The organism is Pseudoflavonifractor gallinarum (genome assembly GCF_014982855.1).
GTDB lineage: Bacteria > Bacillota > Clostridia > Oscillospirales > Oscillospiraceae > Pseudoflavonifractor_A > Pseudoflavonifractor_A gallinarum.
The window spans coordinates 155014-168792 of record NZ_JADCKF010000009.1; the positions used below are offsets into that span (position 1 = coordinate 155014).

The following is a 13779-nucleotide window of genomic DNA, read 5'->3' on the forward strand; positions in this document are numbered from 1 at the left end:
GGAGGAAGCAGAGATGGAACAGATCACGATTCGATTCAACCTCAACGGCCGGGACGTCTCGGTTCAGGCCGATCCCAATAAGCGCCTGGTGGACTTCCTGCGGGAGGACATGGGCATGCTCAGCGTCAAGGAAGGCTGCGGCGAGGGCGAGTGCGGCGCCTGCACCGTTATCTACAACGGCGAGGCGGTCACCTCCTGCCTGATGCTGGCCGGCCAGGTGGAGGGCGGAAGCGTCATCACCCTGGAGGGTGTGGGCAAGGAAAACGGCGAGCTGGACGAGATCCAGCAGGCCTTTGTGGAGGCGGGCGCGGTACAGTGCGGCTACTGCACGCCGGGCATGATCCTCTCGGCCAAGGCCCTTCTGGACCGCAATCCCAAGGCCACCCATGAGGAGATCCGCCGGGCCATGTCCGGCAATCTCTGCCGCTGCACCGGTTACAGCAAGATCATCCAGGCCGTGGAGATGGCCCGGGACGCGAAGGGAGGGGCTGCCGTATGAAGCCGGAGACCAAGGTTTTAGAGCAGGAAAAGCTGGAGGTGACCAGCGCGGTCCAGGCCAGTCACGCGGTTCTGGGCAAGAGCGTGGTCAAGAAGGACACCATGGAGAAGGTCCGGGGGACCGCCCGCTTTGCCGCCGATCTGGAGATGCCCAACATGCTCTACGGCGGGGTGTTCCGCAGCACGATCACGGCCGGATACATCAAGTCCTTTGATCCCTCCGCGGCGCTTGCCATTCCGGGGGTGGCCTGTGTGCTGACCTCCAAGGACATTCCGGGCAAGAACCGTATCGGCATCATCCTCAAGGATGAGCCCATCCTGGTGGACGACAAGATCCGCCGCTATGGCGACGCCATTGCCGTGGTGGCAGCCGAAACGCCCGACCTGCTGGAGGACGCGCTGGCGGCCATCCGGGTGGAGTATGAGGAGATCGAGCCGGTCCTCTCGGTGGAGCGGGCCGCCCAGGCAGATGCCCCCAAGATCCACGGGGACACCAATGTCCACCAGAGCAAGCACCTGGAGCACGGAAATGTGGACGAGGTCTTTGCCAAGTGCGACATCATCATCGAGAACGACTATGAGACCCCCATGCTCTCCCATATGTTCATTGAGCCGGACAGCGGCCTGGCCAGCTATGAAAACGGCATCATGACGGTGTACGCCTCCACGCAGAACCCCCACTATGACCGGGGTGAGGTGGCGGCCATGCTGAACTTCCCCAACAACCGGGTCAGCTCGGTGCAGGTGACCACCGGCGGCGGCTTCGGCGGCAAGCTGGATATCTCGGTCCAGTGCCATGCGGCCCTGCTCTCCTACTATACCAACCGCCCGGTCAAGATGGTGCGCAGCCGGAAGGAGTCCACCATGGTCTCCTCCAAGCGCCACCCCATGAAGATGCACTATAAGACCGGCGCCACCAAGGACGGCAAGATCCTGGCCGTGGAGGCCACGCTGCTGGGCGATACCGGCGCCTATGCCTCCTATGGCCCCGCGGTCATCACCCGCGCCGCCGTCCATGCGGCCGGCCCCTATGAGATCCCCAACGTCCGGGTGGACGCCACCTTCTACTATACCAACAATCCCATGGCGGGCGCCTTCCGCGGCTTCGGCGTGCCTCAGGTGGCCGTGGCTCATGAGGGTCAGATGAACGCACTGGCCAAGGCGCTCAACATGGACCCCATCGACATCCGCATCCTCAATGCCCACCGTCCGGGCTCCATGACGGCCACCGGCCAGGTGCTGGACGACGGCGTGGGATTTGTGCAGTGCCTGGAAGCGGTGAAGAAAAAGGCGGCGGAAGTCCTGCCTCCCTGTGTGCCCACCGCGCCCCATAAGCGTCGCGGCAGAGGATATGGCGCTATGTACTACGGCATCGGCAACACCGGCCTTCCCAACCCGGCGGGCGCTTTCGTGGAAGTGCTCCCCGATGCCAGCGTCAACCTGATGGTTGGCTGTGCCGACATCGGCCAGGGCTCCACCTCCGCCATGGCACAGATCGCTGCGGAGGAGCTGGGCCTCGAATATGAGGACATCCGGGTCACCGCCGCCAATACCCAGGTCACCCCCGAGGGCGGCGCTACCTCCGCCAGCCGCCAGACCTTTATTTCGGGCAGCGCCACCATGCTGGCGGCCCGCATGGCCAAGGCAACCCTGGCCGAAGTGGCATCGGCTTATCTGAAGGTCCCGGTGGAGGGGCTTGTGTTCCGGCATCGGGAGATCTTCTCCGCCGCCGACCCCACGGTCAAGATGACCTATCCGGAGCTGATGGGTGAGATGAAGCGTCTGGGCAAGCTGGCGCTGGGCTGCGGCTCCTATAACCCCAAGACCACCGGACTCAACCCTGCGGATATGTTCGGTATTCCCTTCGAGGTGTACTCCTACGCCGCCACTCTGGTGGACCTGGAGGTGGACACCGAGACCGGTCTGGTGGATGTGCTCAACGTGATCTCGGCCCACGATGTGGGCACCGCGGTCAACCACCAGGCGGTGGAAGGACAGATCGAGGGCGGCGTGGTCATGGGTACCGGCTTTGCCCTGCTGGAGAAGATCGAGACCAAGGACGGACGCATCACCAACCCGGTGTTCTCCAAGTATCTGCTGGCCACCTCCATGGACGCCCCCACCATCTACCCCATCGTGGTGGAGAGCGGCAACGGAGAGGCCGGACCCTTCGGCGCCAAGGGCGTGGGCGAGCCCGCCCTGATCCCCACCATCCCGGCGACCGCCGACGCGGTGGAAAATGCGCTGAACATCCGCTTCGGCAAGCTTCCCATCCAGCACCTGGACATCATGCGGGAGCTGAACAAGAAATGACCCATAGGCGGAGAGACCCGTGGGTCTCTCCGCCTGTTTCCCTGTGATACAAACCGGAACGAATTGGAGTGAACGGCTATGAACTGTATCGAGCGGTACCTGGCCCAGGCCGCCGGTGTGGCCGAGGCCAGACCGGGACAGGATCTGTCCTGCCGGGTCAGCTATGTGGCGGCCCATGATGTGACCGCCCCCATTGCCATCAATATGTTTCGCCAGATCGGCGTGAAGAAGGTCTTTGATCCCGACCGGGTGATCTTGATTGTGGATCACATCTATCCCGCCGCCAGCGAGAAGGCCCGCAACAGCGTGTGGGCCATGGACGATTTTGCCCGGGAGTTTGGGGTCCACCTCTACCAGCGGGGCGAGGGCGTGATCCATCAGCTCATGTATGAGAAGCACCGGGCCAAGCCCGGAGAACTGGTGGTCATCGCCGACTCCCACACCGGGACCTGCGGCGGCTACGGCGCCATCGGCGTGGGCGTGGGCTCCACCGAGCTGGCCGCTGCCATGGCCACCGGAAAACTGGACCTGGAAGTCCCCGAGGTGGTCCAGATCCACCTGAGCGGAAAACGGCCCGCCAATGTGTTCGGCAAGGACCTGATCCTCTATCTGGGCAGCCTCTTCGGCACTGATTACCTGGTGGACCGGGCCCTCCTCTTTACCGGCCCCGGCATTGCCGACTTCCCGGTGGAGGAGCGGATGACCGTGTGCAACATGGGCATTGAGCTGGGCGCCATGATCACCCTCTTCGGCACCGAGGAAAAAGAGCCGGACACCGTGGAGACCCGCGAGCTGGACCTCTCCGCCATGGAGCCACAGATCGCCCGGCCCTTCTCTCCGGCCAATGTGGTGCCGGTGAAGGAAGTGGCAGGCACCAAGGTCACCCAGGTGGTGGTGGGTTCCTGCACCAATGGACGCCTCAACGACATGGAGCAGGTGGCCAAGGCCTTCCGTGGAAAGCATGTCCACCCCGATGTGAATACCCTCATCGTCCCCGCCTCCCGGGAGGTGCTGGACCAGATGGAGGAGCGGGGCTGGTGCAAGATCATCCGGGACGCGGGCGCCACCGTCCTCAACCCCGGATGCGGCCCCTGCTTCGGCGCCCATGAGGGCCTGACCAGCGAGCGGGACGTGGTGGTCTCCACCACCAACCGCAATTTCCCCGGGCGCATGGGCAGCATGAAGGCCAATATCTATCTGGCCTCGCCGGCCACCGCCGCGGCCACCGCTCTGGCGGGGGTCATCACCGTGCCGGAGAAGGAGGACTGACATGGAAATCATCAAGGGAAAGATCATCGTCCTGGGGGACGATGTGGACACCGACCAGATCCTCCCCGGCTATGCGATGGCCGAGCCCTATGACAAGCTGGGCGGCTTTGCCATGGCGGGACTGGCCGGACTGGATTTCAACGCCGTCTATGAGCCGGGCAGCATCCTGGTGGCTGGGCGCAACTTCGGCTGCGGCTCCTCCCGGGAGCAGGCCCCCATCGCCCTCAAGCAGCGGGGCGTGTCCCTCATCATGGCCAAGGGCTTTGCTCGGATCTTCCGCCGCAACTCCATCAACATCGGACTTCCGGTGTGGGCGGCCGATCTGGCCGGACAGGTCAAGACCGGCGACCTGGCCGAGGTGGACCTGGAGCAGGGCAAAGTGACGGTGAACGGAGTGGAGTACACCTTCCCGCCTCTGGCGGAAAATGTATTGAAGACACTGGCCTATGGCGGCCTGATCCCCCGGGTCCGCGCCGAGCTGGGAATGGAGTGAGTGAATATGGATATGCAGGAAAAAACCAAACGGATCATCCGGGAAGATATTGAGGCGGTCCGCGCCTATGCCGACTGCTTCGGCGTGGAGATGCCCGATCTGGACGAGAACGGAGAAGTGGTGGGCCTTCCCGCCCCCTATCCCAGAGAGGTGGCGGGCGTGGTCCGCAGCGGCTACCGCATCCATGAGCTGGCCCTGAAGGCCAGAGAGCGGGGCTGGCCGGTCCAGAACCCCATCCTGGGACGCAACACCGCCGAGGAGACCCTCAAGGAGTCCAAGGAGATGTACGCCTTTGCCGAGAAGTTGGACGAGACCATCTTCCACTTTGTCCACTCGGAGGCTACCCGCCACATCGACCCTCTGAAGGGCCGGGAGCTCATTGAGCAGTCCCGGGGCAAGGGCGGCATCACCCCCAAGGGTGAGCGGGAGTTCATTCAGATGGGCGGCGGTTCCCGCCATCCGGTGCGCATCAACGCCACGGGCGATACCCCCCATCTCTCCATTCTGAACGCTCTCATCGCGGGCTTTGACGGCACCGACATCGGCCCCGTCATCCACGTCCACTTCGGCGGACGCGGCATCCACGACTACCGCACCAAGGTGGTCAACGGCTATAAGGCCCTCCAGATCTGCGCCGAGAACAAGATCTATGTGCAGCTGGATTCCCACAAGCACCTGAACAACATCGGCGGTACCGACGGCATGGCCCTGGCCATGTGCCTGCTGGCCGAGGGTCTGGCCATCCACGCCGGACTGCCCCGGGAGCTCTCCGCCATTCAGATGAACATTGCTGGCATCAATATCTTTGCCGACCTGGCCCTGATGCGGGCCTTCCGGGAGACCCTGTGGAGCGACGGACTCATCGTGGTGCCTGAGACCTTCCAGAGCCCTCCGGGCGACCTGATCGCCGAGGCGGCCCACTTCGCCCGCATGGCGGTCAACGCCAAGCTGGGCGGCGCCGACTTCTACCGGCCCAAGGCGGCCGAGAGCGTGGGCATCCCCACCGGCGACTCCATGGGCCGTGCCATTTGGGGCACTGAGAACGTATTCACCAACACCTATGCCGTGGACATCGAGGACAGCCGCATCACCGAGCGCAAGGCGGAGATCCTGGAGGAGGCCATGGCGGTGCTGGAGGCGGTGCTCCACCTGCCCGAGCGCAGCCTGAAGCCCAAGGACATCACTCCCGCCTTCTGGATGCAGTGGAAGGACACCGAGCTCATCGACCTCATCGTGGAGGGCGGCAAGAGCGGCCGGATGGACTGCCCCCGTGCCGGCGGCTGGGACCTGAAGCGGTTCGTCAAGGTCAACCGGGACCCCGACGGGATCAAGCGCTACGTGCCCGGCTACACACCTCTGGGGATCGATCCCAGCCGGGTGGCCGTCACCAAGGAGGACATCCAGGTGGAGCCCGAGAAGGAGCCCACCCGTCCTGAGAAGATCGTACTGGCCACGGTGGGCGCCGACGCCCACGTCAACGGCATCAATCTCATCCGGGAGACCTTCCAGCACGCGGGCTATGAGGTGGTCTTCCTCCGGGGCATGAACCTGCCCGAGACTGTGGCCGAGGTGGCGGCCGAGGCCAACGCCGACGCCGTGGGCGTGAGCAACCTGCTGGGCCTGGGCGGCACCCTCTTCCCCCGTGTGGAGCAGCGGCTCAAGGAGCTGGGCCTGCGGGACAAGATGGTGGTCTGGGCCGGCGGACGCATCGCCGAGAAGGAAGAGGAGCACCAGTATTACGAGGAGAAGATCAAGAAGGAGGGCGTGAGCTTCCTGGGCGTAGACGCCTTCTTTGGACCGGACTCCACCCCCGAGCAGTGCCTGGAGACCATCACCCGGCTCATCCAGGAGAAGAAAGCTAAGAAATAAGAGACTCCATTTTTCAGACAGGAGGCTGTGAGAGCCATGAGCGAGCAAAAACGAATTCCCCTTGTCATCATGCGCGGCGGCACCAGCAAGGGTATCTATATCAAGGAAAACGACCTGCCCACCGATCCCAAGGAGCGGGATGAGCTGATCCTGCGGCTGTTCGGCAGCCCCGATGTGCGCCAGATCGACGGCCTGGCGGGGGCGGACCCCCTGACCAGCAAGCTGGCCATCATCGGGCCTCCCTCCCGGCCGGACGCCGATGTGGACTACACCTTCGCTCAGGTCTCCATCACCGACCGGGTGGTGGACTACAAGGGCAACTGCGGCAACATCTCCTCCGGCGTGGGTCCCTTTGCCATCGACGAGTCCCTGGTCAAGGCGGTGGAGCCGGTGACCCGGGTGCGCATCCACAATACCAACACGGGCAAGATGCTCTATGCCGAGGTCCAGGTGAAGGACGGCAAGGCCCGGGTCAAGGGAGACTGCGCCATCGCTGGCGTGCCCGGTACCAGCGCCCCCATCCTGCTGGACTTTGCCTCCACCGCGGGCGCGGCCACCGGCAATGTCCTGCCCACCGGCCACCCGGTGGACACCCTGGAGACCAGCCGTGGTCCCATTGAGGTCTCCATTGTGGACGTGGCCAATCCCTGCGTCTTTGTCCGCGCGAAGGATGTGGGCATGAAGGGGACCGAGACCCCCGACGTCATCGACGGCAACAAGGAGCTGCTGGCCTATCTGGAAGAGATCCGCTCCAAGTGCTGCGCCATGATCGGCATGGCCAAGGACCCCGCCGACGCCACCAAGCATTCTCCCGCCTTCCCCATGGTGGCCTTTGTCACCGAGGCGGCCGACTATGTGGACTTCACCAGCGGCAAGACCATCCATAAGGAGGATGTGGACTTTGTCTCCCGCCTGATGTTCATGCAGGTGCTCCACAAGACCTATGCCGGCACCGCCACCGCCTGCACCGGCGCGGCGGCCAAGATCAAGGGCACCATCGTCAATCAGGTCATCCCCCACATCGATGCGATCGACACCATCCGGATCGGCCATCCCGCCGGCGTCATCCCCGTGGTGGCCGCCGTGGAGGGCAACGAGGTGAAGAAGTCGGCGCTGGTGCGCACCGCCCGCCGTCTCATGGAGGGCTATGCCCTGGTGCCCGACGAGGACTGAGCAAAACGGGAGGAGTGCCACATGCGTGCCAATACGCTGGTCTACGACGTAGGCAGTACCTATACGAAAGCGGCTGCCTTCCGGCTGGAGCGGGGTAAATTCACCTTTCTGGGCCGGGGTCAGTCCCTGACCACACTGGACAACATTATGGACGGGGCGGCCCGGGCCGAACAGAGCATCCGGGAGCAGGGCGTGGACTTTGACGAGGCGGTACAGCGGTACAGCTCCTGCAGCGCCGCCGGCGGCCTGCGGATGGTGGCCCTGGGGTATATGCCCCGGGTCACCGCCAAGGCGGCCAAAGAGGTCTCCATGACTGCCGGAGCCCGGGTCATGCAGGTGGTCTCGGCCGAGGAGCCACTCGCCTACCGGAAAGAGGTGCTCCTGGAGATCAACCCCGACATCATCCTGCTCTCGGGCGGGACGGACGGGGGGGACGAGAGCTGTGCCCTGGAAAACGCGGAGATGATCTGCGAGCTCCACAGCCGGGCCACCGTCATCATCGCCTGCAACAAATATGCCCAGCGGGAGGTGGCCGAAAAGCTGGCCCGGGCGGGGGTGTCCTATGTACGGGTGCCCAACATCATGCCCACCATCCACGAGCTCAACGTAAAGCCCGCCCGGGAGGCCATCCACGAGCAGTTCATCAAACAGATCACCCGGGCCAAGGGCCTGATGGAGTTCCGGGACAGTCTGGCCGACCATACAGTGGTCCCCACCCCCGGCGCAGTGCTGCTGGCCAGCGAGCTGCTGGCCCGGGGCACCTATGAGCAGGAGGGGGCGGGCTCCCTCATCCTGGTGGATATCGGCGGCGCCACCACCGACATCCACTCCATCCTGCCGGAGCTGGAAAAGCTCACCATTGAGGAGCGGGGCCTGGTCATCAACAACGAAAAGCAGTTTGCCTACCGCACGGTGGAGGGCAACCTGGGCCTGCGGGTGAGTGCCACCGGCATCCCCGAGGCAGTGGGACCCAACGCCATCCTCCGGGCCATGGACGACCCGGACGGGACGACCCCGGAGGGGGTGCTGGCCTTTGCACAGAAGCTGGAGGACCAGCCCGACTACATCCCCCAGACCGAGGAGGAGCGGATGCTGGAGCGAGCCATGGCCACCTGCGCCATCCGCACGGCTCTGCGCCGCCATGCGGGCCACTACGCCGAGGTGGAGGACCCGGTCATGGGCATCATGGCGGGAACCGCCATGGGACGCGATCTGCGCCATGTGCACCGGGTGCTCTGTGTGGGCGGCATCTTCGTCCACACCGAGGAGGCGGCGGGACGGACCATGGTCCTGCGGAGCTTTGAAGAGCCGGGGATCTCCCTCCTCCCGCTGGAGGAGCCCGATGTGATCCTGGACCGGAATTATCTCCTCTACGCCATGGGCGTTCTGGGCAAACACTATCCCGACGCGGCCTGCTCCTTCCTCAAGGAGTATGTGGGAGCCGCAACGGAAGAATAAATGATCTAAAACATCAAATTTAGGAGTGATTTTCATGAACGGACCGAAGAAGATCCGGGAGCTCTTTGCTTCCAAGAAGACCATTGTGGCACCCGGAGCCCATGATATGCTTACCGCTAAGATCATCGGCCGCCTGGGCTTTGACGCGGTGTACATGACCGGCTATGGCCAGTCCGCCAGTCATCTGGGCAAGCCCGACGTGGGCCTCATGACCATGAGCGAGATGGTGGCCCGGGCTGCCAACATGGTGGAGTGCGCCGGCGTCCCCGTGATCGCCGATGCGGACACCGGTTTCGGCAACGCCGTCAATGTGATGCGCACCGTTCGGGAGTATGAGAAGGCCGGCGTGGCCGTCATTCAGCTGGAGGACCAGGTCATGCCCAAGAAGTGCGGCCACATGGTGGGCCGTGAGGTCATCCCCATGGAGGAGATGGTGGGCAAGATCAAGGCCGCGGTGGACGCCCGCGTGGATCCCAACTTCATGATCATGGCCCGCACTGACGCCCGCACGGTCCACGGCATCGACGCCGCGCTGGAGCGCGCCCATGCCTACAAGGAGGCCGGCGCCGACATCCTCTTTGTGGAGTCTCCCGAGTCCGAGGAGGAGATGCGCCGCATCAATGAGGAGCTGCCCGGCTGCCTGACCCTCGCCAACATGGTGGAGGGCGGCCGTACCCCCATGTTCAAGAACGCTCAGCTCTCCGAGTTTGGCTACAACCTCATCATCTACCCCACCGCGTCGGTCTATGTGACTACCAAGGCCATGGTGGACCTGTGGGAGGGCATGCGCCGGGACGACACCACCGAGACCCTCATCGACACCATGATCCCCTTCGCCCAGTTCAATGAGATCATGGGACTGCCGGAGATCCGGGCCATCGAGGCCAACTACGCCACCGGCCGCGTGGTAAAGTAAGACGACCCATTCGTCATATACGGAAAAAGGAGGAGAACCAATGCCTGACATGAGAGCTGCGATCCAGGAAAAACTGCCCCTGACCGTCAGTGAGATGGTGGCCGTCGCTCAGGAATACGGCGTGCGAGTGGTGGACGTGGTCCTGGTGGAGACCGAGCTGCGCACCGGCAAGTCCCGGGAGGAGATCCTCACGGGGATCATGGAAGAATATGCCCACAACCTCAAGGCGGTGGAGATCGGTGTCAAGGACGGCGAGAGCATCCTGTTGGGCACGGTAGCCTCCCAGCTGGCCGCGCAGGAGGGAAGCAAATGCTTTGAGGACTCCTTCCTGGACGACGCCCTGCTCTACACCCTGGGCGCCCAGGTGGGCAACCACTGCGTGGGTCTGCGCCCCTGCGCCGGAACGGGCGATTCCTGTCCCTACTCTGGATTCATCAAGGCCATGATGGTTCACGGCTATGATGACAAGACGGTGGCCGAGACCGCCGCGCTGGTCATCAAGATCGGAAGCCTGTTCCGGGTGGGCAAGGTGACCACCGGGTGTAATATGGAGGGCTTCGGCGCCGGTTCCGCCTGCATTGCGGCGGCCACCGTCTCCATCGGGGGCGGCACCCCCGAGCAGATGGAGAAGGCCATGGTGCTGGCCCTCTCGCCCACCATCGGCGTGCCCTGCACCCCCCGGGTGCTGGTGCCCGCCCTGTGCACCACCCACGTGGGCGGCGCCATCCTGATGGGTATGTATGCCGGTCGGCTGTGCATGAAGGTGGATATGACGGTCAACGTCCCATTTGACGTAATGCTGGCCATGGCCGCAGAGGTCCATGTGGAGTCGGGCCGCCACCTGGTGCCCACCGTGGTGGAGTATATGGAGCCCTTCTTCAAGCGCAAGCCCGCGGTGGAATCCCTGGTGAGCCAGGCCGTCCGGGATGCCGAGGCCAAGAAGATGGCCGAGACGCTGGAAAAGGCCAAGGCCAAGGCCAAGCAGCTGGCCCAGGGGACCGAGAGCATTCTCCACACCCTGGGAGACGCTGTGGTGGGCGGAAGCAGCCAGGCGGTGGGCAGCCCCACCAACGCGGCCCGCATCTGCCATGAGCTGGTCAAGGGGACCATCCGCAAGGTACGGGTGGAGCTCTATCCCGAGCTGTTTGCCCGCCGTTCCATCAACATCCCGGGCGTTCTGATGGGCGCGGTGTACGGGGCATCCACCTCGGACTATGCCATGTACAACAAGGCCGTGCAGATGGTGAAGGACGACGGGATTGAAGTGGAGATCGTAGAGGGGCATGAGCCCTCCCTCCAGAAGATCACCATTACCACCGATGAGATGACCTGTATGGTGGATACCCTCAACCGCGGCGGCGGCCGCCTGGTGCTGCGGGATGCCTCCCCGTCCCTGGCACAGGCGGAGGAAGCGGCAAAGCGGCTGGGGATCGTCCTGGTACAGCCGTAAGACACGGCGATATGCACTGCGCCCCCGGACCTGGGAAGAGGACCGGGGGCGCAGTTTGCCAAATCAGAATAGGAGGCGCGGCATATGCTGCATTTAAAGGAATATCTGCCCGAACTGAACCAGGGCCTGGCCCTGGATGTGGGGACCCGGTTTGGAGAATTTGCCTTCAGCCTGGCGGAGGTCATGCCGGAGGGCTCCCGGATCATCGGCCTGGACAGCGATACCCGGACCGTGGAGCAGGCCCGGGAGAAAAACGGGGACAAGGGGATCGAGTTCCAGGTGGGAGAGGGGGCCCATATGGAGTTTGCCGACGGTACCTTTGAGGTGGTGGCCCTCTCCAACACCCTGCACCACATCGAGGACTATGACGCAGTGCTCCATGAGATGCTCCGGGTGCTGCGGCCGGGCGGGTGGCTGGTCATCAATGAGATGTTCTCCGACGGTCAGAACCGCCCTCAGCAGGTCCACTTTGCCCAGCATACGCTGGAGGCTAAGCTGGATATGCTCTCGGGGGGCTTTCAGCGTCCCACCTGGAAGAAGGAGGAGATCCTTGCCATCCTGAGCCGCCTTCCGCTCCAGGAGGTGCGCACGGCAGAGCTTCTGGAAGAGCCCGAGATGGACCGGAAGCTGGAGACCAAAAATGCCAAGCTGGTAGAGCTGGTGGAAAAGAAAGCGGCCGGGAAGCCGGAGTATGAGGCGCTTCTGGAAGAGGCGCGGCAGATCCAGAAGGACTGCGCCGCATACGGCATCCAGCGCTGTACCCAGCTGCTCTATCTGGGAAAAAAGAAATAAAAAACAGGCGGGAGGATCGGTCAGATCCTCCCGCCTGCATGTTTGGTGGGGAGATGTTATCGGATGTGGGTCCGCAGGAGACCCACGCCCTGGATCTCGCACTCCACGGTGTCGCCGCTCTTGAGCCAGCGGGGCGGGTCAAAGCCCATGCCCACCCCGGCGGGGGTGCCGGTGGCAATGATGTCGCCGGGCTCCAGTGTGATGCCATGGGAGAGCTCAGAGATGAGATGGGGGATGTCCGCGAGAAACAGCCGGGTATTGCTGCTCTGACGCAGTTCGCCGTTGACTCGGCTGCACACGTCCACCTCGATGGGGAAGGGAAGGGCGCTCTTGTGGACCAGTGTGGGACCCATGATGGCAAAGCCGTCCAGGCTCTTGCCCCGGTACCACTGGTTGTGCCGCATCTGGATGCCCCGGGCCGACATGTCATTGAAAACGGAGTAGCCAAAGATATAGTCCTCCGCTTCCTCCGGAGCCACATTGCGGCATTCCCGGCCGATGACAACGGCCAGCTCCACCTCGTAGTCCAGACAGGGGTCCAGATCCAGATGACCGTCAATCGTGGCGTCATGGGGCGTCATGATGTGGGCGCGCTTGGAGAAATAGACGCTGTCCTGATGGGCGATCTTGCCCATTGCGGCCTCACTCTCCTCCAGGTGGTCCCGGTAGTTGACGCCCACGCACAGAATGTCATGGCAGGGCTTTGGGATGGGCGCGAGCAGCTGCACGGAGGAGAGGGGCGTTCCCTCCGACTGCGCCGACGCCGACGCAGCCCGGGCCAGCAGGTCCGGACCGGCGTCGGCGATGAAGGCGGTCAGAGTGGACCACGCGCCCAGACCCGCTTCCTCCAGGGAGAGCACCCACTGCCGGTCCGCGGTGAGCAGACCGGGCAGCTGGATGCCGTCCCGCAGAAAGGTCACGAATTCCATGGGATGGTACACCTCTTATTCAGATGAGAGTAAATAAATTACACGTAGTTGCACACGCGGGCAATGGCCATTTCCATGTAGCCGAGAGACTCAGCCTTGGTCTGCTTGCCGCTGGCCACGTCGGCCACCAGCTGCAGGAGCTCGTCGCCCATCTGGGTGAGATCTCCGCCGTAGATGATGGGGGAGGCATCCACATCGATGTTATCCTCCATGTTGGCGAAGGTGATGCGGTTGCCGGTGATCTTGATGACGGGGGCGATGGGGTTGCCGGTGGGGGTGCCGCGGCCGGTGGAGAAGACCACCACCTGGGCGCCGCCGGCCACCATGGCAGCCACGGAGGAGGGGTCGTTGCCCGGGGTGTCCATGATCACGAGGCCGCTTTTGGGGGCAACCTGCTTGGCGTAGTCGTACACGGCGTTGACGGGGGAGTGGCCGCCCTTGTGGATGCAGCCCAGGGACTTCTCCTCCAGGGTGGTGATACCGCCGGTCTTATTGCCGGGGGAGGGGTTGCCCTCACGGACCTCCTCGCCCACCAGGCGCAGGGCCTCCTCATAGCGGTGGACGATCTCAAAGATGCGGTCCCGGACCTCGGGAGTGGCGGCGCGGCGGGCCAGGATGT

11 protein-coding genes and 1 pseudogene are annotated in these 13779 nt (G+C 63.9%); 10 read left to right on the forward strand and 2 right to left on the reverse strand.

Translation table 11 applies throughout. The annotated features are described in order from the left end of the window. The first annotated feature begins 13 nt into the window (after positions 1 to 13). The 10 genes from INF37_RS11040 to INF37_RS11085 all read left to right on the forward strand — a co-directional run bounded on the left by INF37_RS11040 (position 14) and on the right by INF37_RS11085 (position 12231). The gene (locus INF37_RS11040) at positions 14 to 499 is read left to right on the forward strand and encodes a (2Fe-2S)-binding protein (RefSeq protein ID WP_101691450.1); all 486 of its coding nucleotides are present in this window, start codon (positions 14 to 16) and stop codon (positions 497 to 499) included. Beyond that, complete coding sequence (locus INF37_RS11045) at positions 496 to 2811, forward strand: xanthine dehydrogenase family protein molybdopterin-binding subunit (RefSeq protein ID WP_193538314.1); 2316 nt, start codon at positions 496 to 498, stop codon at positions 2809 to 2811. Before INF37_RS11040 ends, INF37_RS11045 begins: the two co-directional genes overlap by 4 nt. A 78-nt stretch (positions 2812 to 2889) precedes the next feature. After that, positions 2890 to 4080: a 3-isopropylmalate dehydratase large subunit gene (locus INF37_RS11050; protein WP_101691448.1), complete on the forward strand. Its 1191-nt coding sequence runs from the start codon at positions 2890 to 2892 to the stop codon at positions 4078 to 4080. Between the two features lies 1 nt (position 4081). Beyond that, positions 4082 to 4573 (forward strand): LeuD/DmdB family oxidoreductase small subunit, encoded by a 492-nt coding sequence (locus tag INF37_RS11055; protein ID WP_101691447.1) that lies wholly within the window; start codon positions 4082 to 4084, stop codon positions 4571 to 4573. A gap of 6 nt (positions 4574 to 4579) precedes the next feature. Beyond that, positions 4580 to 6442, forward strand: a complete 1863-nt coding sequence (locus INF37_RS11060; protein ID WP_235964307.1) for a cobalamin-dependent protein — start codon at positions 4580 to 4582, stop codon at positions 6440 to 6442. Between the two features lie 36 nt (positions 6443 to 6478). Continuing rightward, positions 6479 to 7615, forward strand: a complete 1137-nt coding sequence (locus tag INF37_RS11065) for a 2-methylaconitate cis-trans isomerase PrpF family protein (protein ID WP_193538316.1) — start codon at positions 6479 to 6481, stop codon at positions 7613 to 7615. A 21-nt stretch (positions 7616 to 7636) separates the two neighbouring features. Next, entirely contained in the window at positions 7637 to 9073 is a 1437-nt protein-coding gene (locus INF37_RS11070; RefSeq protein ID WP_193538318.1) for a glutamate mutase L, read from the forward strand. Positions 9074 to 9107: 34 nt separating this feature from the next. Further along, complete coding sequence (locus INF37_RS11075; RefSeq protein ID WP_101691443.1) at positions 9108 to 9989, forward strand: isocitrate lyase/PEP mutase family protein; 882 nt, start codon at positions 9108 to 9110, stop codon at positions 9987 to 9989. A 40-nt stretch (positions 9990 to 10029) separates the two neighbouring features. Continuing rightward, a complete protein-coding gene (locus INF37_RS11080) occupies positions 10030 to 11439 on the forward strand; it encodes a serine dehydratase alpha family protein (protein WP_193538320.1) in 1410 nt (469 codons plus the stop codon). Between the two features lie 84 nt (positions 11440 to 11523). After that, positions 11524 to 12231 carry a class I SAM-dependent methyltransferase gene (locus tag INF37_RS11085; RefSeq protein WP_193538322.1) on the forward strand — a complete coding sequence of 236 codons (708 nt, stop codon included), beginning with the start codon at positions 11524 to 11526 and terminating at the stop codon, positions 12229 to 12231. 56 nt (positions 12232 to 12287) lie between these two features. Here the strand turns inward: INF37_RS11085 and INF37_RS11090 are convergent, their stop codons facing one another. Together INF37_RS11090 and INF37_RS11095 are read right to left on the reverse strand one after the other, a co-directional pair. Further along, on the reverse strand, positions 12288 to 13160 hold the full coding sequence (locus tag INF37_RS11090; protein ID WP_193538324.1) for a fumarylacetoacetate hydrolase family protein: 873 nt from the start codon (positions 13158 to 13160) through the stop codon (positions 12288 to 12290). A gap of 38 nt (positions 13161 to 13198) precedes the next feature. Further along, positions 13199 to 13779 (reverse strand): annotated as a pseudogene (locus INF37_RS11095) (UxaA family hydrolase); the annotation flags it as partial.